The sequence below is a fragment of the Sodalis sp. RH20 genome (assembly GCF_047324205.1).
Classification (GTDB): Bacteria; Pseudomonadota; Gammaproteobacteria; order Enterobacterales; family Enterobacteriaceae; genus Acerihabitans.
Window position 1 is genome coordinate 1,061,672 of sequence record NZ_CP178733.1, and the last position, 18,796, is coordinate 1,080,467.

Sequence of the window (18,796 nt, forward strand, 5' to 3'; positions counted from 1 at the left end):
GCTATGACTGCGAGGCATAAAAAGAGAGATGCCGGGCCAGCGCGTTGATCTCGTTATCAAAAACCTTGCTGTTTTCGTCAATAACCAGATAAAGGGCGGTTGAGCGTGTCTGGCCATACATCAGCGGTAAGGGGACAAGTTCACCGGACTGAAGCTGTTTTTTAATATGCTCAACGGGTAACCAGCCATAGCCGATGCCATGGACTACCGCGTCTATGGCGGATTCAATGGTGGTGAATGTCCAACTGTCCGTCACGGAAACGGCTTCTTTTGGCGGCGCATCCTGACTGATATGGGTCAGTTCAATACGCGGCCATGAGGCCAGGGCGTTGTCCATGATCGGGTAGGGCTGCGACAGTAACGGATGGGACGCATTGGCCACCGCCATAAAGGTGAGTTCAATAAGTTTGTTACCTTTGGCCGTCAGATCGTCACGCCAGGTCACCAGGTAGAGATCCGCCTGGCGGGCTATCAGCTGCTCGGTGGTCTCGCTGCGAAGCACTTCCATCAGGTCGATGCAAATAGCCGGGTACTGGCGCTGAAAGGCGCGCATTGCCCCGAAGAGATGATGTTTGGGGAAAATACTGTCAACAGCCATGCGCACGCGCATCTTGTCGCCTTGTTTTAGCATTAAGGCGCGTTTTTCCAGCGCGTAAAACGACCGCAACAAGGGTTTCGCCTGCTCAAGCAGGCAGAAGCCTTCCTTTGTCAGCTCCGCTTTACGCCCGTTGAGGGTCAACAGGGGAAGCCCCAGGCGTTCCTGCAATAAACCGACTTTATAACTTATGGCCGACTGGCTGCGGTTGAATTTTTCGGCCGCCTTGGCAAAGCTGCCTTCTTGCACAATGGATTGTAATAATTCCCATTGCTCCAGGGTGGTTTTTAATGCCATAACCAATCCAAAATTTCGTTTAATATGTTCTGATAATACGTTTTTTAATCTAACAATAAAATGTTTATAGTATAAAAAAACGGATGAGGAAAAGGGTATGAATACCTTTGATAAGAACGATTTAAGCGGTTTTGTCGGCAAACATTTAGTGTATACCTATGATAATGGCTGGAATTATGAAATTTATGTCAAAAACGCCGCTACTCTTGACTATCGCATCCATAGCGGGATTGTAGGGAATCGCTGGGTGAGGGATCAGCAAGCGTTTATCGTTCGCGTCGCCAATAAAGTCTATAAAATATCCTGGACAGAGCCCACCGGCACGGATGTCAGCCTGATCGCCAATCTGGAAGATAACATCTTTCACGGCACCATATTTTTCCCGCGCTGGGTCATTGATCATCCCGAAAAAACGGTTTGTTTTCAGAATGATCATCTCCAGGAAATGGCATTGCTACGCGAACAAGGCCCAGCCTATCCCACGGAGGTGATAGACGAATTTGCGACGATAACCTTTATTCGCGATTGCGGCGCGGATAACGAAACGGTAATAAATTGCGCGGCAGATGAACTGCCGGCTCATTTTCCTGAAAATCTAAAGTAATAGCGACGCTATAAGACCCTGCGGAAAGGACGCAGAAATAGCGTCCTTATTCCTCGCTATCCGGCTGGCGAAATAACGAAATACTACCTGCATAGTAGGCCCAAGCGCTGGATTCGGGCAAAACGCCGATACCGTCGAATTAAGGTGTGTATACGTCCAAAGCAGCTAAAAAGCGTTGCCTTAAATGCGAGCTTTAAATGAGGTTATAGTATGGTTATCTTGTCTATGTGGAAATGATGCGTCATTTCCCTGATAAAGACAAAATACGTAAGGCTGGGGACTTTTTCCGGGGGGATAGCAATGGCAGAATAGGACAACCTATCAGCCAGCGTGTTGAACGCCGCTTCAATCTCTGATGGTAAAATGACGTTAGACCCATCGAGGTAAATACTACTCACCTCTTTCATTAATTCATCTTGGCACAACGCGCCGCCGTTCACGGGAAATAGACCTTTATCGGATTCAATCATCTCTTCAATGCGATAAATCAACATTTCCAGGTCATAGGCAGTGAGCATTCCTGATTTAAACAGGTGTTTGGCGGCATGAGCATAACCTGCCGGGATTTTTATCGCGCGATCCCCTCCTTGCCAGAGAAAGCTTATCGATTCGGATTTAATGGAAAACTCAAAAGTATTCATCCTCTGGGCCCTTAAGTGAGCATAGCGCGAAAACAGGATTAAATGTTAAGTTCGTGGCAAACAAGTCTAAGCGTTTTCATCAAACTCGTTAGTCTCTGATAAAGCTATTTACCGGAATTTTCATTAAAGATTTCTTACCTGTAACTCAATATTCCCTGAAAATTTTGCCAAACTACACTGCGTCTTCTGACAGGCTTCTTATCAGAAGAGAGCGGGTCCGGCACGTTTTCAGACATACTGGGGGAATACAAATCATCCGTTTAAATTGAAGCGCCGGGCGATATACTCAGCCGCTTTTTTTATACCCGATGCAGAAATGGTATGTGATATCCCGGGTTCGAAAAGCGTTTCGACCTCGATACCCGCATCTCTCAGCCGGACGCAGGCATTTTCGCTTTCCCGCCAAGGTATTACGGCATCCGACGTACCATGGATAAGAAGCGCTTTTGCGTGTATTTGCCCGCTCCAGGGCTCAGGGGAAGATAAGCGTCCGGAAAAAGCCACAACCGCAATCAGTGGCAGCCGGTTTGTGACCAATGCGTCCAGGGCCATAATAGCGCCCTGGGAAAAACCAAGGAGAATAAGCTGGTCCTCACCCGGCACGAAGTCATGCTGCCTGAATATCTCCCTTAAAACCCCGTCAAACGCGCTGCGCGCCTCCGCGATACGACGTGGCCGGGAATTTTCTGTAATGTCTTGCACGCTGAACCATTGATAACCGGCGTTACCACCGGCAAAGGAAGACGTGCCATCGGGCGTGGAGACAATAACGTCAGGCAGTAATTGGCGTAAAAGCTGTGCCACTCCCTGCATACCCGCCCCTGAGCTGCCGACACCATGTAGCAGAACAACTAATTTTTTCATTTCAGCTCGTCCTCGTGAAAACCATAATCGTGCAAGTCTGGCCCCATCGGCACGATGCCATTGGGATTCAGCGCTTTGATGGAATAATATCCCTGCTTGATATGATCCATGTTAACGGTTTCGTTTATGCCCGGTACCTGCAATAGGCGCCGGGTAAACGCGAAAAGAAACTGGTATTCCCTAAGCTGGCGGATATTACATTTAAATAAACCGTGGTAAGCCGCGTCGAACCGAATCAGTGTCACGAACAGACGGATATCCGCCTCGGTCATCTTATCCCCCGTGAGATAAACACGCCCGTCGCTCAGGCGTTTCTCCAATGTGTCAAGCATACCGAAAACATCATTGCAGGCTTCCTGATAGCTGATTTGCGAGGTGGCAAATCCAGCCCGGTAAACGCCATTATTCAGCGCCGGATATATTTCCGCATTTAATAAATCGATCTCCGCCTGAAATTCAGGCGGATAGAGATCGATATCGGAACGAGCCAGCGCCCCGAAGCCGCTGTTAAACATACGGACGATATCAGCGGATTCATTACTGACAATGGTTCGGCTCTTTTTATCCCACAGCACCGGCACGGTGGCGCGGCCAGTATAGTTAGCATCGGCACGCGTATAGAGTTGATGCAGCCATTCCGCCTGATTGAGATCATCGCGGTTTGCTCCCGGATAATCACCAAAGTGCCAGCCCTCGTCAAGAAGCCAGGGTTCAACGACTGATAGGCTAACCACATCCTCCAGTCCTTTCAATTTTCTGGCTATTAAGGTACGTGACGCCCATGGACAAATCAGCGCCACGTACAGATGGTAGCGCCCCGGCTCGGCCTTGAAACCGCCGTCACCCGTAATGCCCGGCAACCCCTCGGGGGTGACCCAATGACGAAAACTGGAAGCCTGGCGAACAAATCCGCCTTTCTCATCTTTTGCCTGTACGGGATGCCATTCGGCGGTCCATTTTCCATTAACAAGCATGCGGGTTCCCCTTAACGCTGACTCAAGGTTGGTTTAAGCGCATATTTACCATCGCCAGTGAGCGCCAGAACGATCAGCCCGATAATCCAGAAGGCGGGAAACTCCCACCCGCCATTAGGGTTGGTGAAGAAAAAGCCGGCGGGTCCGTGAACGGTAAAAATCGCGCCCAGTAGTATAGGGATAAGGATCACCGCCACTACGCGGGTATACACGCCCAGAATCAGTGCGATGGCTCCCACCAGTTCCACCGCCATGGTAATATAGGCAAGACCGCCGGGCAGGCCGAGCGAGGCGAAAAATTTGGCCGTACCCGCGGGCGTAAACACAAAAAATTTCAGGCTAAAATGGGCCAGAAACAAGATACCCAGCGCCAGGCGCATGATCAGGGCGGCATAAGGTGCGGTACGCGTGTCGGTCATGGTTATTTCCTCTCAGTCGGTTGATGTGAGGAAGATACCTTATTTCCATTATGGATATTATCCCATCATTCAGAGCAAGTTTTGTTCCAAAATGGAAATTATCAGGTCACCAGCGCGTTTATTCATCGCGTTGACTCAGGCTGCTTTTTCATTTTTGACGGATATCAGAAGAAAATATAAATCAGGCTGGGCAGGTTTATCCCCGCGTGATGACCTGAACCGACGGCCTGGATAAAGCACTTTATATCATCATTTTATCTGTTCTTATCCCCTGGCCGGCCTTTGTTTGCTATGGTGACGCACCGATAGCCTTATTGCCGGAATCAAAATGGAAAGATTGGACTGTGATCGTATGTTTATCGCGGTGATCGAGACGGGCAGTTTTACGGCCGCGGCACAGCGGCTGTCTACCAGCCATGGGCAGGCCTCTAAATTGATTTCCCGGCTTGAGAAGGCGCTTGCGGTCACTCTGTTCAGGCGCAGCACCCGCTCGCTGCAGCCGACGGAATTAGGACTGGCGTATTACGAGCGGATCCGCCCTTTGCTGGCGGAATATGATGCGCTGAATGAAGATTTACTTAACGCATCTAAAGGTCTCTCCGGCCAGCTGAAGCTGTCGGCCCCCGTCACTTTCGGCTCCACTCAGCTTACCGCGCCGCTGATTGCTTTTGCCCGCCGTTACCCCGACATAGAGCTTGATGTCAGTTTTTCTGACCGGCTGGTGAATGTTGTCAATGAGGGCTTCGATCTGACTTTACGTATAGGCAACCTTGATGACAGCAGTCTCATCGCCCGTAAGCTCTGTGATATCCGTATCGTCATGGTGGCATCAAGAGACTACCTCAACGATCACGGCACTCCCTCGCATTGGGGGGAACTAGCCGATCATAACTGTATTCTGGACACCAATTTTCGCGATCCATTTCTCTGGCCTTTTCTGGATGATAACCAACAGTTACATGTTCATTCGGTCAGAGGGAAAATGAAGTTCTCTAATGCGGAGGTTTGCCTGCGCGCGGCCACCGAAGGAATGGGCATTGCCCGTCTGCCCGCTTTCGTGGCGGGCGAGGCGCTACAAAACGGGCAGGTCATGCCCGTGCTTGGACATTATGAAGCGCCGCCCCTGGGCCTTTACGCTGTTTATCCCCCGGCAAAATATTTGGCTCAGAAGTCCCGGGCGCTGATAGATTTTCTTGCCGACCGCTTTTCCGGCCAACCGGAATGGGAAAAAAACTGGCTATAAAATCCCTTAAAGCGAGCGGGGGCGTACTCAACAGGTTTAACGCGTGGCTGCGGAATCCAGGAAATAACGCCCATAGCGCTAAATAGGCATGACGGCGGCACTCATAACGGCGCGGTTATCCGCGTTTTCCAAGCGCCCGGCGACCTAGCGGTGGCTGATGCGAAACGACACCCGCTGAGGATGATTCACCGACACCAGATATTCCACCGGCTGCTGAAAACGGTCGGCGATCACGCCCCGGTATACCAGCGCCGGGCTGTCCGGCGGCGCGTTCAGTAACGCCTGCTCTTCTTCATTCATGATGCCGACCCGGATAGTGCCCTCGTCGGACACGCCGAAAATGTGATACCGCTCCGCCAGCAGCCGGTACAGCGAACCATTCTGCTCCAGCATCTCCGCCGTCAGATCCGGGATTATGGCGCGGGGCAGGTAGCTGGTTTCCAGGCAGAACGGCTCGCTATCGGCCAGCCGCAGGCGTTTAATCATCACCAGCGGATCGCCGGCGCTGATTTTCAGCAGCGCGGCGAGGCGGGAACTGGCCTGGGTATCCTGGAAATAAATCAGCCTGCTTCCCGGCACCGCGCCATTAAGCTCGGTGATCTTGCTGATACCCTGTTCAATCGCCTGGGTCAACGGGCGCTCTATGGTGGTATGGGTCAGCCAGGTGCCCTGGTTGCCGCGCCGCTCCAGCACGCCGCTCGCGACCAGTTCATCAATGATTTTGCGCAGCGTCATTCTGCTGATGCCCAACTGGGCCGCCAGATCCCGTTCCGCCGGGATCTGATCGCCATCGTTGAACTCAGGGGTGCTCAATAAATTCAGCAATGCCTGCCTGGCCTGCAGATAGGCCCGGCGTGGACGGCGCTTACCTTCGCTCGGCTCGCTCATGGTCTGTTTTTTAGTCCGGATTACACTGGGGCAATGGGGCCAGTATAGCCGCTCAGCCGTTGTTCCGTCATCGAAAATTCATCGGCGCCGCGCGATAAAGGGCCGGCATTAAGCAGACCATCACGCCATCACGACCCGTCAGGCCGGCATAAAACAGAAAAATGAATTGCGTATCTCACGGCGCAGGCGTATATCTTGTATGGTCTATTTTATGGTATATTTATCAGGAGTAAATGATGAAAAAAACGCTTGCCCTGTTATCCCTCGGCCTGGCTTTGGCGGGGCTCACCTGCCAGGCATCAGCCCAGCAACAAATCCGGTTCGGCACCGATGCCACCTTTCCGCCGTTTGAGTCGAAAGCCGCGGATGGCAGTCTGCAGGGCTTTGACATTGATTTGGGCAATGCGATCTGCGCTCATCTCCAGGCTAAGTGCGTGTGGGTGGAAAACAGCTTTGATGGCCTGATCCCGGCGCTGCATGCCCGCAAGTTCGACGCCATCCTTTCTTCGCTGTCGATCACCGATGAGCGTAAAAAAGCCATCGACTTCTCCGATAAATTATTCAATACCCCGGCGTATCTGATCGCCGCGAAAGACAGCGGCCTCAAGCCGACCGCCGAATCCCTGCGCGGCAAGCGCCTGGGCGTGCAGCAGGGGTCGGTATTCGAGGCCTATGCCAAGAAACATTGGCAGGATCAGGGGGTCGAGCTGGTTTCCTACCCCAGCGCGGAAGCGGTCTATGCCGATTTGGTGGTCGGACGTTTGGACGCGACCCTGGATGATGCGACGGTGGTGACCGACGCGCTGTTGAACAAACCCCAGGGCAAGAATTTCAGCCTGGTTGATCCGCAGGTAAAAGACGATGTCATTTTTGGCCCCGGCACCGGTATAGGCGTGCGTAAGCAGGACGACAAGCTGCTGGCACAGCTCAACGGCGCCATTGCGGCGATCCGCAGCGACGGCACCTATGATCAGCTGGCGAAAAAATATTTTAATTTCAATGTGTATGGCGACTAATTTATGAATACTGCAGCAATTATTTCTTCCCTTATTGAACAGCGTTTCCGCCCGCAGGGTGGGCTGCGCCAGGTGTTCCTGGTGGCCTGCGGCGGTTCGCTGGTGGATATGTACCCGGCTAATTATTTTCTTAATAGCGAATCCACCACCCTGCACAGCTATATGATGACCGCCAATGAGTTTGTCCATGCCGCGCCGAAGACGCTGGGCAGGCAATCGCTGACGATTGTCTGCTCCCACGGCGGCGATACCCCCGAGTCGGTGGCGGCGGCGGAGCTGGCCCAGCGCCGGGGCAGCGCCACCGTCACCCTGACCCATAACGAGCGGGCAGGCCTGATCGATTTCTCCGACAGCAATCTGCTGTATGCCTGGGGCGATGACAGCCAGGTTATCAATAATCCGATGGCGCTGATTCTGAGCCTGTGCGTCGAGGCGTTGCAGCAGACCGAAGGCTTCGACGGCTATGCCGATTTCCTGGCCGGCATGGAGCAGATCGACGGGGTTATCGCCCGGGCCCGTCGTCAGGTCCAGGCGCGCAGCGCAGCGTTTGCCAAACGCTATGCGCAGGAGTCGCTTTTTTATATTCTTTCCAGCGGAGCGTCCTACGGCCATGCCTATGGCTTTGCCATCTGCTCGCTGATGGAAATGCAGTGGCTTAACGCGGCGTCCATCCACAGCGGCGAGTATTTCCACGGTCCGTTTGAAGTGACGGATGCCAATACGCCTTGGATTTTGATGATGAACGAAGGCCGCACCCGGGCGCTGGACGAACGGGCGCATGCCTTCCTGGGCCGGTATGGCGATAAGGTGGAAATTATCGATGCCCGGGAACTGGGCCTGGGCGTGATGCCGGTAAGCGTGGTGGACTATTTTAACCCGATACTGTTTTACAGCGTGATGTGCGAATACCGTGCCGCGTTGGCCAATGAGCGGCGGCATCCGTTGGAGACGCGGCGGTATATGGGACAGGTGCCCTACTGAGGGACGACATGATGAAAGTACTCGGACTAGGCGATAACGTTATCGACCGCTATACCCATACCGGCATCGGTTATCCCGGAGGGAACGCGCTTAACTTCAGCGTATACGCCCGGCTGCTGTCGGCCGAGGCCGCCTATCTGGGCGTCTTTGGCGACGATCGGGCGGCGGAGCATATCCGCCGCGTGCTGGCGGCGAGGGGAGTGGACATTTCCCGCTGCCTGGTGGCGGCCGGCGAAAATGGCCATGCCAGCCTGACCATCGAACAGGGGGAGCGCCGCTTTCTCGGCTCCAACGCCGGCGGCATCCGTCAAAAAATAGCCATGGATTTTGCCCTGGAGGATATGCCCTGGCTAGGCCAGTTTACGCTGGTGCATACCAGCGCCTACAGCTATGCCGACGCCCTGTTGCCGGCGCTTGGCATGCTGCCTGGCCGTTTATCCTATGATTTTTCAGATGATTTTGAAATTGAGCGGGCGTTGCCGCTGTGTCGCTGGCTGGATTACGGCTTTTTCTCCTGCGCGGACCGCAGCCTGGGGGAAACCCGGGAAGTGCTTGCCGCGGCCCGGCATGCGGGCTGCCGCCTGCCGATCGCCACCCGCGGAGCCGAGGGCGCTTTGCTGTTCGACGGCAGCCGCTGGTTCAGCCAGGCGCCGGAGATGATCACGCCGGTGGATACCCTTGGCGCCGGAGACGCTTTTATCACCGCGTTCCTGCTGGCCCATGCCGCGGGTGACACGCTGGCGGAAAGCCTGCGCCGGGGCGCCGGTTTCGCCGCGCGGATATGTATGGTGGAAGGGGCATTCGGCGAGGGCATGATCTACTGATTTCCCACGCCGCGCAATACGCGACAAGATTGCCGGTGTCGGCAGGATTCAATGGCTTCAGGTAAAGCGGCGCCGGCTGATGAAATAGCGACATTCCCCCCATCGCTGCCGGCGCAGCCTGTTTTACCGCGGCAAATCTTCGCCTGATTGCGGGGGATGCGCGGACGCCGCGCCGTATTTTTGCCGGCATTGGCGGCGAAACTGGGTCGGCGAAATCGTTTCATGCAGCCTGAACTGATGGCGAAACGTGGCCTCCGAGCTGTGGCCGGAGACTTCGGCTATGCGCGCGATGGACAGCGACCCGCTGCTCAACAGCTCCCTGGCATAATCCAACCGGCACTGCGCCAGCCATTGCATCACGGGCAGTCCCATGGCTTCCTGGAAATGGCGTTGCAGCGTCCGCTCGGACATCATGGCGCGTTTTGCCAGCGAGGAAACCGTATGGGTCAGTATCAGGTTGCCCCGCAGCCAGTCAACCAGGGAGGCAATGCGGTTTTCCCCTTTTTCCACCACTTTGGTTTTGATTAACTGCTGTTGGCTCCCTTCCCGGTGAAAAGGGATCACCAGACGCTGCGCCACCATATTGGCGACACGGTGGCCATAGTCGTTCTTGACCAGATGCATCAGCATATCCAGCCCGGCCGCCGATCCGGCCGAAGTCATGATTTGCCCCTGATCAACATACAGCGCCGAGGGCAAGACGATGGTATCGGGATAACGTTGCGCCAGCAGCCTGGCGTGATGCCAATGGGTGGTGACGCTTTTGCCGTGCAGCAGGCCGGCCGCCGCCAGCACAAATACCCCGGTACAGATGCTGCAAATGCGCGCGCCGCGCCGGTAGGCGTCACGCAGGCTGTGCAACAGGCGTTCCGAAGGGGTTTCATTGATATCCCGCCAGGCCGGTATGATGATCGTATCCGCCGTGGCCAGCACATCGAGATCGGCTTCTATCTCCATGCGGATACCGCCGACGGCATGGATCAGGTGCTTATCAGCGGTACAAACCGTAAAGCGGTACCAGTCGACGTTCAGTTCCGGGCGCGCCACGGCAAAAAATTCCACCACGCAGCCAAACTCGAAGGTTCGCAGCCTGTCGTAGGCTACCGCCACGACATGGTGGCCTTTTTTGGCATGATTTATACGCATCTTGTCCCTTCCTGTCCTATCAAGCCCGGTAAATATCATTACATAATATCCCTATTAGTGAGCCGTATAGAAGAGTAATGCGTTTGCGCGGGTATGGCTTGATGGCATTTTATTGCTGTTCCATAGGGGAGGTGGCATGAGGATCGCTCTGATCAATCCGCAGACGGAAACCGTGGGGATGCGCGAACTGTATGATCAATATGAAAACCTGGCGCTGGCGCTGATTGCCGCCCAGCTACGGCCGAGCGGGCATAGCGTGGAGCTGTACGATTTGCGGGTGGACGGTTTAACGGAAAGCGCTATGGCCCAGCTGATCGCCCAGGAAAAATTTGCCCTGATCGGCTTTAGCGTGAATTACGCCACCCTGCATTCGGCGTTGAGGATAAGCCAGCGGCTGGCGCTGTTTGCCGATCCCAAACCTTTTATCGTCCTGGGCGGCGAGCATGTTTCGTATGAGGATGTCGGCATTCTGTCGGCCTATCCGTCCATCGACGCCATTTGCCGGGGAGAAGGGGAGATTACCTTCCACCGCATGGTCGACGCCCTCAGCAACGGCTTTCCGCTTAACGATGTCGCCGGCATCACCTGGCGGGACCGGGCGACCGGCGAGTGCCGTATTAACGCCAACCGGGCGGCGAATAATCATCTCGATGGCCTGTGTTTCGCGGCCCATGATATTGCGCTGAAAAGCGTGCGTACCGCCAGGCCGGTCAAAACCGGCATTTTAATGAAACGCGGCTGTCCTTACCCGTGCGTATTTTGCAACGCGCAGCGTTTCCTGGGCAATGAGTCTACGGGCATCCGGGCGCGCTCGCCCGCCAATGTCGTCAAAGAAATGGCGGCAATGCAACCGCTGGTCAAGCAAACCCGGGGATACCTGCATATCTTTGATGCCACCTTTGTGACGCCGGCCAGAGAAAACCGCGCCTGGATCGAGGAATTTTGCGACGAGATGGAGCGGCGATCGTTAACCTTGCCGTTGGACGCCTTTATCCGCGCCGACAGCGTTGACATCAACAAACCCAGGGATCGGGATCTGCTGCTGCGTCTAAGAAGCGTCGGTCTTATCAGCACCTATTTGGGCCTGGAGGCCGGTGATAATGAACAGCTTGATTTGTATAATAAAAAAATCGTCCCCTCCGAATCAAGTAAGGTTTACCACTACCTCAAATCCCTTGGCATGACCGGGTCTACCAACGGCTGCATTACCTTTTTCCAGGACGTGACGCTGCGGCAAATACAAAATAGCGTGCTGTTTTTGTACGGCGTCGGGCTGGCGTCGTTATGGAATATTGCCTCGCGCGCCGAAACGCTGCCCGGTATTCGTCTAAATCACCAGACGCGGGTACACGAACGGCACGTGCCCTGGGATGTGGAGAATTATCATTTCAAGGATGACAAAGTGGCCACGCTCTACGCTTTCATCCGCCGGATAATCGACCGCTATGAGATTATTCGCCTGGAAGACCGTATGCTGCGCGAGATTCGCGATGCAATAAAAGTGACGCAATTTTACTGCGGCATCACCGGTTACTCCCATCTGGAGAAGGCCTTCGATCAGCACGTCAGCACGATTCAGGGCGATACGGTGGAGTTTGTCATGGGCCTGATTAGCGAATTATCCTGCCAGGACACCCTCTCCGATCGTTTGCTGCGGGCTGAATATAACTATATTGCACGTCTGGAAGAGAACATGAAGAAGCTGTTCATGTTTTATGGGACCAAATAACATGCGCATGAAAGTCTATATTACATTATCCCTTTCCGCCTTTTTTTGGGGTGGTTCGGCAATAGCGGGTAAATATGCCCTGGCGGTATTTATTCCTTCGTTCGTCACCTTTGTCCGTTTTTTCCTGGCCGCGGCGATCATCTTTATTTTAATTGATAATAAAAAACAGCTGCTGCATATCAACTGGGTGACCCATATGCGCATGCTGGTCACGGCTGTTTTTGGCGTGACCTTATGTTATTACTTTTACTTTAACGGCCTGAATATCAGCAGCGCATTCAATGCCGGCATTATCGAGGCGACCATCCCGCTGATTACGCTGCTGATGGCGTCTTTATCCGGCATGGAGCGCGTTAAACCCTGGCAACTGCTGGGATTGATTGTTGCCTACCTGGGGGTGGCGATTACCATCAGCGGCGGCAATTGGCATAGTGTGCAGGATTCATCCTACAATTATGGCGATATTATGCTGTTAATCAGTACCTTATGTTTTGGCGTTTATAATGTGTTAATCAAAAAATGGCACATTCCCATCCCGGGCATGGTGCGGATGTTTTTCCTGTTCTTCTACGGCAGCCTGGCTTTTTTACCTTGGGTATTCATTGATGCGTATCATCAGGTGGCATTTTGTTATCCCGGGCGGGGGATCACCCTTATCAGTATTGCCTCGATAATTTTTATGTCGATCGGCGGCTCGGTGCTGGCTTATTTATTCTTTAATCAAGGCATCGACGAAATCGGGGCGACCAAAGCGGCCTCTTTTATCAATTTAGTCCCCTTTATTACAGTATTCCTGTCGGTATTTGTGCTGAAGGAACCGGCCGGCCTGGCGCAGTGGGTCGGCGCTGTGGTGATCATTTCCGGCGTCATGCTATCGAACCGGGTGAAGACGGATAAAGCCGCTATCCCGCCGGAATTACCGATCCGCTAGTGGCCGTCTTCAGCGGGATTAGGGTGTTATTCTCCGCGCAGCGCCCGGGGAAACAGCAGATTATTTTCCAGGTTAACATGTTCCATTAAATCATCGGTAAATTCATTAATGCCTGCATAAAGCGCGCGCCAGGTCGTACAAGCCATGGCCGGCGCCGTCCCGTTATGGGTCAATTCACTGATGATTTCAAGCTGCCGCCCGGCATCGTCATGCTCAAGCTCCATGACGGAAATCGGCCCGGCCGCATGGACGCCCATTCCCTGCTTAATCATCGGGAACAGCACCTGCTCCTCTTTCATCATATGATCCCCCAAATCCCGGCAGAGTAGGGTCAATTGCCGGGCCAGCCCACGCGGGCATGCCGGTTTATCCCGATGTACCCGTTCTACTTTTTCCGCCATCAAAATCAGTTCCGGCAATTGTTCCCGGTGGCGCTGATGATAGCGCGCCAGGATATGATCAATCAGTTCAGTCAAGGCGCTGTCCTGCCAGGGTCGGGTTTCACCGGGCTGCTCCATCAACGCCGCCAGTTGCGTTTCAATCAGTTCAATGTCCAGGAGTTGTTTTTCGGCGGCCCGCAACAGGGTCTGTTTGCCCCCACAGCAAAAATCCAAACCGTACTCACGGAATAGCCGGGTGGCGCGCGGAATGGTTATAGCAAGAGAGCCAAGGGCCTGATCGCGATACTGCATGGTAACACCTTAGAGAGAGGGAAAATTTATGATTCATTATACATGCATCTTTTAGCGTGTTGCCATAATCCCTAGTAGGTAGACGCATTGACGCTGTTTGGGCAATGCCTGCGGACGGGCTGATCTTGGGGCGCGACGGGCCGTGCGATCGCCGTCCGGGTGCGGTCCTGGCGGCAAAGCGCAACCAGACGACAATAAGGTCAAGGTATTATCCCCTATTGTCACTGTACGGTATTGTTTCTGTTGTATGCTTTTGTTTTGCTTAAGTGTCGCAGGGGAGGAAGGAAATGCACCATATCGTTTTGCTTTTATCATCATTTTTCATGGCCGGGGCGGTATTCGCCAGCTCGGTGTCGACTGTGACGGTTCCTCATCTGTCGTCCGCCATAAACCAGCGCCTGTTGGTGATGAAAGATGTCGCCGGTTACAAGGCGGAGCATCACTTGCCCGTAGAAGACCTGGCGCGGGAACGGAAGGTGGTGGCTTCGGCTCAGGAAGATGCCCTGGCCCAGGGCCTGGATCCGCAGTCTGTGCTGCCCTTTATCCAGGCTCAGATGGATGTGGCCAAGGCTATTCAATACCGTTATCTGGCTGACTGGTTATCCAGCCCTGAACCGTCATGGCAACCGAGAAGCCTTGATGAGGTCAGAGGGGCGATCGCCGACCAGGACAAGGTGATACTCAATTCGATCGGCCAGCGGTTGCTCGCCGGTGGTTTCAGTGAAGCGGATAAGGCGGAAATGTATAATTTGCTGCATGCGCCCCATCTTAGCGACGCGGATAGGCACCGCCTGGTTGACGCGCTGGTTAAAATTAAACGCCGGCTGTAGACTCGGCCGGGTTTGGCCCCGCCATCCCCCAGCGTGATGGCGGACGGCAAGGGCCGCTGCCGCAAATGCGCAAGCTTTGCCACCTCCGCGCCTCGCTGGTTCGGTGTGTTCAATGTCACGCGGGCAGTGCTGCCCTTAATGCGGGCACAACGTTCCGGCCATGTTATTACCGTCTCTTCGACCTGCGGCATCACCGGATTCGACGGCGCATCTATTTACTGCGCGACGAAGTTTGCCGTCGCGGGCTGGTCCGAATCCCTGAGCATCGAACTTGAACCTTTCGGGATCAGGGCAACCTGCATCCATCCGGGTCCTTTTCGCACTGATTTTCTCGAGTCAACCTCGGTCAGGTTCGGCGATCGCGTGGTTGATGATTATCAACAGTCGAGTCAAGCCAAGCGCGGGGCCCTCGCCAATACGAACCATAACCAGGACGGAGATCCGGTTAAATTTGGCCAGGCCGTGGTCAGGCTTGCCGAAGATAAAACGCCGCCGGTGCGATGGGCTGCGGGGACGAACGCCTTCGAGACGCTGATGGCGCGCGCAGACGAGCTTCGCCGCAGCGCACGAATGGCAGGCGCTGTCGCAGTCAACCGATATCGGCTAAGGGAAATAACTTGTCCTTAATGGCGGCGGATGCGCGGCCCGGGTCGGCGTCTGCGCACGCCAGCAAATAACGGCGTAGGTGGTCAATCGCCATTGGACGTTCCTCTATATGCCGGCGGTGCTTGATATGGAACGCGCCATAAAGTCCGTCAGGTTGCGGCGTGGAGGTGCTTCCACACCGCGCCGTAAGTGCCCAGTTCGCTGAAGCCGCCATCGGCGGCGAGATCGATGCCGGTGATAAAGCTGGCGGCATCGCTGGCGAGAAACAGAACCACTTCTGCCATCTCCTCGGGACGGCCCGCGCGGCCCAGCGGTGTCAGCTCGACCAGCGCGCGAAATAGCGGACCGGCCGGGTCCATCATCGGCGTGGCTATGACGCCGGGATGGAGCGCGTTAACACGGATGTTGGCGGGGGCGAGCTCGATCGCCGCCGATTTGGTCAGGCCGCGCACGCCCCACTTTGACGTGGAATAGCCAGCGACCGGATGGCCCATAATGCCGGCGGTGGATCCCAGGTTGACAATACTGCCGCCGCCGCCGTGCTTCATCAGGGGTGCGCACGCCTGTATGCCGAGAAACTGCCCGGTAAGGTTGACGTTCAACATGCGCTCCCATTCCTCCCGCGTCGTATGGGTGAGGGCATGGCGAACATTGGCGCCGGCGTTGTTAATAAGAATGTCGAGCCGGCCTGTCCGTGCCTCGATCTCGGCCACCACCCGCTGCCAGGCGCCGGCATCAGTCACGTCAAGGCGCGCAAAGCTGGCACCCGCCCCCATCTCTGCGGCGCGCGCCTGGCCTTCCTCCTCCAGCACGTCGCAAAGGAATACGCGCGCGCCCTCCTGAACAAATAAACGCGCTTCCGCCTCGCCTTGTCCGCGCGCGCCGCCCGTGATCAACGCCACCTTATGCTCAAGCCTGCCCATGTCATTTCTCCTTGCGCTGTCTTACTCATACGATTTATCGGCGCAACCGCGCCGGAATCCCCAGACAAGAACTATAATTGAGCACTTTCATTTGGATAATCCGCTTAATTCTGCGAACAGACCCAACCAGGAGTGTGAAATGGACCGACTTGAGAGCATGGCCGTGTTTGTCCGCGTGGCGCAAAAGGGCAGCTTTAGCGCGGCAGCCAAGGTCTGCGGGTTGTCCCCCACCATGGTGGCGAATCATATTCAGGATTTGGAACGCCGGCTCGGAACCAGGCTTATCCAGCGCACCACCCGCCGGCAAAACCTGACGGAGGTGGGACAGGCCTTCCTCGCCGACTGTTTAGACGTGCTCGCCCGCGTCGAGACGGCGGAAGATGCGGCGCGGGAACGCCATGGCAGCCCCACCGGGCGCTTGCGGGTTAGCGCCACTGTGTCGTTCGGCACCCATGTCGTCACGCCGCTCATTCACGATTACCTCAGGCTCTACCCGGACGTGGAGGTCGACCTGCGGCTAACCGACCGGATCGTTGACCTGACCGAGGAGGGCATAGAGGCCGCATTCCGATTCGGCGACCTGCCGGATAGCGGGTTGATTGCGCGGTCACTGCGCCCTTGCTTCAGGCAGGTTTGTGCCGCGCCCGATTATCTGGCGAAGCATGGCGTACCGCTAACCCCCGCTGACCTGGCACAACATGCGTGTCTGCTGTTCCGGGAGGGCGCGTCGCGCAACCGCTGGCAATTCGCCGGCATGCCGCCAGTCCAGGTATCGGGCCGCTTGGTCGCCGATAACGGCGCCGCATTGTTGTCGGCGGCGCGGGAGGGTTTAGGCGTGGCGCTGCTGGCGGATTTCGAAATAGCCGCTGACCTGGCCGCGGGGCGTCTGGTCAGGCTGCTGCGCGATACCGCCACGCCGGCATGGCCGCTGGCTCTCGTTCATCTGGCCGACCGGCGCATGACGGCCAAGCTGCGCCGGTTTGTGGAACTCGCGCTTCAACGGCTGGGGTGATCGGTCAGTGGCCGATGGATTCCAGCGGCGCCCAGGGAGTTCAATGGCGGCACTATGCCGGCACTATGCCCGGCACTATGCCGCTGGCTAATAAGTATGAATACGGCGCCGTGAGGCGCCGTAATGAAGAGACCCGGATGTGAATTTTTTTTCAATGCCGGGCCTGCTCATAGCGCGCGTCCACGGCGTGGACTTCATTATCTGGCGCATGGCTTCCACTATCGGTAAATTCAGTGAGATCCAATTTATGCGTTTCAGGCGCACAGGCCACGGCGACAACGGTAACCAAACTCATGGCAACGGCCAGGCAGGCGACAGGCCAGGACGCGCCACCCGCCATGCTGGACAGGACGACGGCGGCTAAGGGCGCAATGCCGCCTGACAAGGATGCGCTGATTTCGCGACCAAGGGACAATCCGCTAAAGCGCACTTTCGATGGGAAAACTTCCGAGAAAAACGATCCCTGGGTGCCGAGCATGGCGGCAACGCCGACACCGACACCGAGCGTCATGGCGATGATGACTCCCCAGGTGGTCCCGGTATTCACCAGCCAGAAAAAGGGGAAGGCGAAGACAGCTGAAAAAACGGCGCCGAACATGTAGATGGCGCGGCGCCCAAACCGGTCAGACATCGCGCCGAACATCGGCGTGGTGCACATGGCTACGCCTGCCGCGATGGCAACCGCTATCGGCCCCACGGACGATGCCATATGCAGGGTGCCGACGATATAGGTAATGACAAAAGTCTGATAAACATAACTTACGCCGCTCTGCGCCACCTGGGAGCCGGCGACCACAAGCAGGCTCCTGCGCTCAGTGCGGACAAGATCACGCAGCGGGCTCTTGCTGACGGCCTCGGTTGTCGACAGTTTCTCAAACGCTGATGTTTCGGAAACCTTCATACGAATTAACAGTGCAATGACCACCAGCACAGAGCTGAACAAAAACGGCACCCGCCATGCCCAGGCTAAAAATATCTCTTTTGGCAGTTGGGTGAGTACAGCAAACGTACCTGCCGATAGCAACAGACCGATATATACGCCCACTCCCGGGAAAGACGAATAAAATCCCCGGCGATGCGGTGGTGCGCTTTCCGCGCTGAGGATAGCCGCGCCGCCAAACTCCGCTCCCGCGCCAAAACCCTGAATCAGCCGCAAGGTCACGAGCATCGCCGGAGCCCAAAGGCCCACGGAATCATAGGTCGGCACAAAACCAATCAGCGTGGTCGCAATCCCCATTATTAATAATGTAATCACCAGCACTTTTTTCCGGCCGATTTTATCCCCCAATTGGCCAAAATAGACGGCGCCAAAGGGGCGGACGAAAAATCCGAGGGCAAGTGTGGAGAAGGCCAATAACGTAGACACAACTGCATGCCCCTTGGGGAACATGATTTCATTAAAAACCAGCGCTGCCGCCGTGCCGTAAAGGAAATAATCAAACCATTCCAGCGCAGAGCCGACCAGGGAGGCGGCTGCTACCCCTTTCATAGATGGATGTTTTGCGTGACTCATAGGGTTTTCCCCTGTTCTGTGGCTATAGTTATTCCTCATCACCAAAGATGATTAGGGTGTTTGATAAT

General features: G+C 55.4%; 20 protein-coding genes. 10 read left to right on the forward strand and 10 right to left on the reverse strand.

Annotated elements, in window-relative coordinates:
* Position 1: 1 nt before the first annotated feature.
* Positions 2 to 892, reverse strand: coding sequence for a LysR family transcriptional regulator (locus ACL2XM_RS04880; RefSeq protein WP_413732532.1), 891 nt, complete (start codon positions 890 to 892; stop codon positions 2 to 4).
* Between the two features lie 97 nt (positions 893 to 989).
* Here ACL2XM_RS04880 and ACL2XM_RS04885 point away from each other — a divergent pair, with 97 nt between their 5' ends.
* On the forward strand, positions 990 to 1,496 hold the full coding sequence (locus tag ACL2XM_RS04885; RefSeq protein WP_413723143.1) for a phenolic acid decarboxylase: 507 nt from the start codon (positions 990 to 992) through the stop codon (positions 1,494 to 1,496).
* A gap of 203 nt (positions 1,497 to 1,699) precedes the next feature.
* Here ACL2XM_RS04885 and ACL2XM_RS04890 read toward each other — a convergent pair whose 3' ends face one another.
* The 4 genes from ACL2XM_RS04890 to ACL2XM_RS04905 all read right to left on the reverse strand — a co-directional run bounded on the left by ACL2XM_RS04890 (position 1,700) and on the right by ACL2XM_RS04905 (position 4,394).
* Positions 1,700 to 2,137 (reverse strand): hypothetical protein, encoded by a 438-nt coding sequence (locus ACL2XM_RS04890; RefSeq protein WP_413732534.1) that lies wholly within the window; start codon positions 2,135 to 2,137, stop codon positions 1,700 to 1,702.
* A gap of 252 nt (positions 2,138 to 2,389) precedes the next feature.
* Positions 2,390 to 3,001 carry an alpha/beta hydrolase gene (locus ACL2XM_RS04895; RefSeq protein WP_413732535.1) on the reverse strand — a complete coding sequence of 204 codons (612 nt, stop codon included), beginning with the start codon at positions 2,999 to 3,001 and terminating at the stop codon, positions 2,390 to 2,392.
* A complete protein-coding gene (locus ACL2XM_RS04900) occupies positions 2,998 to 3,975 on the reverse strand; it encodes a glutathione S-transferase family protein (protein WP_413732537.1) in 978 nt (325 codons plus the stop codon). Before ACL2XM_RS04900 ends, ACL2XM_RS04895 begins: the two co-directional genes overlap by 4 nt.
* A gap of 11 nt (positions 3,976 to 3,986) precedes the next feature.
* Entirely contained in the window at positions 3,987 to 4,394 is a 408-nt protein-coding gene (locus ACL2XM_RS04905) for a DoxX family protein (RefSeq protein WP_413723139.1), read from the reverse strand.
* A 328-nt stretch (positions 4,395 to 4,722) separates the two neighbouring features.
* On the opposite strand from ACL2XM_RS04905, the gene ACL2XM_RS04910 reads away from it, so the two are divergent.
* Entirely contained in the window at positions 4,723 to 5,637 is a 915-nt protein-coding gene (locus ACL2XM_RS04910; RefSeq protein ID WP_410014554.1) for a LysR substrate-binding domain-containing protein, read from the forward strand.
* A 144-nt stretch (positions 5,638 to 5,781) separates the two neighbouring features.
* Here ACL2XM_RS04910 and ACL2XM_RS04915 read toward each other — a convergent pair whose 3' ends face one another.
* Entirely contained in the window at positions 5,782 to 6,525 is a 744-nt protein-coding gene (locus tag ACL2XM_RS04915) for a GntR family transcriptional regulator (protein ID WP_413723138.1), read from the reverse strand.
* 236 nt (positions 6,526 to 6,761) lie between these two features.
* Here ACL2XM_RS04915 and ACL2XM_RS04920 point away from each other — a divergent pair, with 236 nt between their 5' ends.
* The 3 genes from ACL2XM_RS04920 to ACL2XM_RS04930 are packed head-to-tail and all read left to right on the forward strand — an operon-like array spanning position 6,762 to position 9,346.
* Positions 6,762 to 7,541 carry an ABC transporter substrate-binding protein gene (locus ACL2XM_RS04920; protein WP_410016787.1) on the forward strand — a complete coding sequence of 260 codons (780 nt, stop codon included), beginning with the start codon at positions 6,762 to 6,764 and terminating at the stop codon, positions 7,539 to 7,541.
* 3 nt (positions 7,542 to 7,544) lie between these two features.
* Complete coding sequence (locus ACL2XM_RS04925) at positions 7,545 to 8,522, forward strand: SIS domain-containing protein (RefSeq protein WP_410014556.1); 978 nt, start codon at positions 7,545 to 7,547, stop codon at positions 8,520 to 8,522.
* Between the two features lie 11 nt (positions 8,523 to 8,533).
* Positions 8,534 to 9,346 (forward strand): PfkB family carbohydrate kinase, encoded by an 813-nt coding sequence (locus tag ACL2XM_RS04930; protein ID WP_413723460.1) that lies wholly within the window; start codon positions 8,534 to 8,536, stop codon positions 9,344 to 9,346.
* 123 nt (positions 9,347 to 9,469) lie between these two features.
* Here ACL2XM_RS04930 and ftrA read toward each other — a convergent pair whose 3' ends face one another.
* A complete protein-coding gene (gene ftrA / locus ACL2XM_RS04935) occupies positions 9,470 to 10,492 on the reverse strand; it encodes a transcriptional regulator FtrA (protein WP_413732539.1) in 1,023 nt (340 codons plus the stop codon).
* Positions 10,493 to 10,628: 136 nt separating this feature from the next.
* Here ftrA and ACL2XM_RS04940 point away from each other — a divergent pair, with 136 nt between their 5' ends.
* On the forward strand, positions 10,629 to 12,221 hold the full coding sequence (locus ACL2XM_RS04940; protein WP_410014558.1) for a B12-binding domain-containing radical SAM protein: 1,593 nt from the start codon (positions 10,629 to 10,631) through the stop codon (positions 12,219 to 12,221).
* 7 nt (positions 12,222 to 12,228) lie between these two features.
* Complete coding sequence (locus ACL2XM_RS04945; RefSeq protein WP_410014559.1) at positions 12,229 to 13,152, forward strand: DMT family transporter; 924 nt, start codon at positions 12,229 to 12,231, stop codon at positions 13,150 to 13,152.
* Between the two features lie 26 nt (positions 13,153 to 13,178).
* Here ACL2XM_RS04945 and ytfE read toward each other — a convergent pair whose 3' ends face one another.
* A complete protein-coding gene (gene ytfE, locus ACL2XM_RS04950; RefSeq protein WP_413732541.1) occupies positions 13,179 to 13,844 on the reverse strand; it encodes an iron-sulfur cluster repair protein YtfE in 666 nt (221 codons plus the stop codon).
* Between the two features lie 287 nt (positions 13,845 to 14,131).
* Here ytfE and ACL2XM_RS04955 point away from each other — a divergent pair, with 287 nt between their 5' ends.
* Together ACL2XM_RS04955 and ACL2XM_RS04960 are read left to right on the forward strand one after the other, a co-directional pair.
* Positions 14,132 to 14,674 carry a chorismate mutase gene (locus tag ACL2XM_RS04955; protein WP_413723134.1) on the forward strand — a complete coding sequence of 181 codons (543 nt, stop codon included), beginning with the start codon at positions 14,132 to 14,134 and terminating at the stop codon, positions 14,672 to 14,674.
* A 105-nt stretch (positions 14,675 to 14,779) separates the two neighbouring features.
* The gene (locus ACL2XM_RS04960; RefSeq protein WP_413732542.1) at positions 14,780 to 15,301 is read left to right on the forward strand and encodes an SDR family NAD(P)-dependent oxidoreductase; all 522 of its coding nucleotides are present in this window, start codon (positions 14,780 to 14,782) and stop codon (positions 15,299 to 15,301) included.
* Positions 15,302 to 15,429: 128 nt separating this feature from the next.
* Here ACL2XM_RS04960 and ACL2XM_RS04965 read toward each other — a convergent pair whose 3' ends face one another.
* The gene (locus tag ACL2XM_RS04965; protein ID WP_410014563.1) at positions 15,430 to 16,203 is read right to left on the reverse strand and encodes an SDR family NAD(P)-dependent oxidoreductase; all 774 of its coding nucleotides are present in this window, start codon (positions 16,201 to 16,203) and stop codon (positions 15,430 to 15,432) included.
* Between the two features lie 139 nt (positions 16,204 to 16,342).
* On the opposite strand from ACL2XM_RS04965, the gene ACL2XM_RS04970 reads away from it, so the two are divergent.
* Positions 16,343 to 17,215, forward strand: a complete 873-nt coding sequence (locus ACL2XM_RS04970) for a LysR substrate-binding domain-containing protein (protein WP_413723132.1) — start codon at positions 16,343 to 16,345, stop codon at positions 17,213 to 17,215.
* Positions 17,216 to 17,366: 151 nt separating this feature from the next.
* Here the strand turns inward: ACL2XM_RS04970 and ACL2XM_RS04975 are convergent, their stop codons facing one another.
* Positions 17,367 to 18,728 (reverse strand): MFS transporter, encoded by a 1,362-nt coding sequence (locus ACL2XM_RS04975; protein WP_410014565.1) that lies wholly within the window; start codon positions 18,726 to 18,728, stop codon positions 17,367 to 17,369.
* Positions 18,729 to 18,796: the final 68 nt, after the last annotated feature.

Coding starts and splice junctions, on each gene's coding strand:
- ACL2XM_RS04880 (WP_413732532.1), bottom strand. CDS start 892: ATGGCATTAAAAACCACCCTGGAGCAATGGGAATTATTACAATCCATT.
- ACL2XM_RS04885 (WP_413723143.1), top strand. CDS start 990: ATGAATACCTTTGATAAGAACGATTTAAGCGGTTTTGTCGGCAAACAT.
- ACL2XM_RS04890 (WP_413732534.1), bottom strand. CDS start 2,137: ATGAATACTTTTGAGTTTTCCATTAAATCCGAATCGATAAGCTTTCTC.
- ACL2XM_RS04895 (WP_413732535.1), bottom strand. CDS start 3,001: ATGAAAAAATTAGTTGTTCTGCTACATGGTGTCGGCAGCTCAGGGGCG.
- ACL2XM_RS04900 (WP_413732537.1), bottom strand. CDS start 3,975: ATGCTTGTTAATGGAAAATGGACCGCCGAATGGCATCCCGTACAGGCA.
- ACL2XM_RS04905 (WP_413723139.1), bottom strand. CDS start 4,394: ATGACCGACACGCGTACCGCACCTTATGCCGCCCTGATCATGCGCCTG.
- ACL2XM_RS04910 (WP_410014554.1), top strand. CDS start 4,723: ATGGAAAGATTGGACTGTGATCGTATGTTTATCGCGGTGATCGAGACG.
- ACL2XM_RS04915 (WP_413723138.1), bottom strand. CDS start 6,525: ATGAGCGAGCCGAGCGAAGGTAAGCGCCGTCCACGCCGGGCCTATCTG.
- ACL2XM_RS04920 (WP_410016787.1), top strand. CDS start 6,762: ATGAAAAAAACGCTTGCCCTGTTATCCCTCGGCCTGGCTTTGGCGGGG.
- ACL2XM_RS04925 (WP_410014556.1), top strand. CDS start 7,545: ATGAATACTGCAGCAATTATTTCTTCCCTTATTGAACAGCGTTTCCGC.
- ACL2XM_RS04930 (WP_413723460.1), top strand. CDS start 8,534: ATGAAAGTACTCGGACTAGGCGATAACGTTATCGACCGCTATACCCAT.
- ftrA (WP_413732539.1), bottom strand. CDS start 10,492: ATGCGTATAAATCATGCCAAAAAAGGCCACCATGTCGTGGCGGTAGCC.
- ACL2XM_RS04940 (WP_410014558.1), top strand. CDS start 10,629: ATGAGGATCGCTCTGATCAATCCGCAGACGGAAACCGTGGGGATGCGC.
- ACL2XM_RS04945 (WP_410014559.1), top strand. CDS start 12,229: ATGAAAGTCTATATTACATTATCCCTTTCCGCCTTTTTTTGGGGTGGT.
- ytfE (WP_413732541.1), bottom strand. CDS start 13,844: ATGCAGTATCGCGATCAGGCCCTTGGCTCTCTTGCTATAACCATTCCG.
- ACL2XM_RS04955 (WP_413723134.1), top strand. CDS start 14,132: ATGCACCATATCGTTTTGCTTTTATCATCATTTTTCATGGCCGGGGCG.
- ACL2XM_RS04965 (WP_410014563.1), bottom strand. CDS start 16,203: ATGGGCAGGCTTGAGCATAAGGTGGCGTTGATCACGGGCGGCGCGCGC.
- ACL2XM_RS04970 (WP_413723132.1), top strand. CDS start 16,343: ATGGACCGACTTGAGAGCATGGCCGTGTTTGTCCGCGTGGCGCAAAAG.
- ACL2XM_RS04975 (WP_410014565.1), bottom strand. CDS start 18,728: ATGAGTCACGCAAAACATCCATCTATGAAAGGGGTAGCAGCCGCCTCC.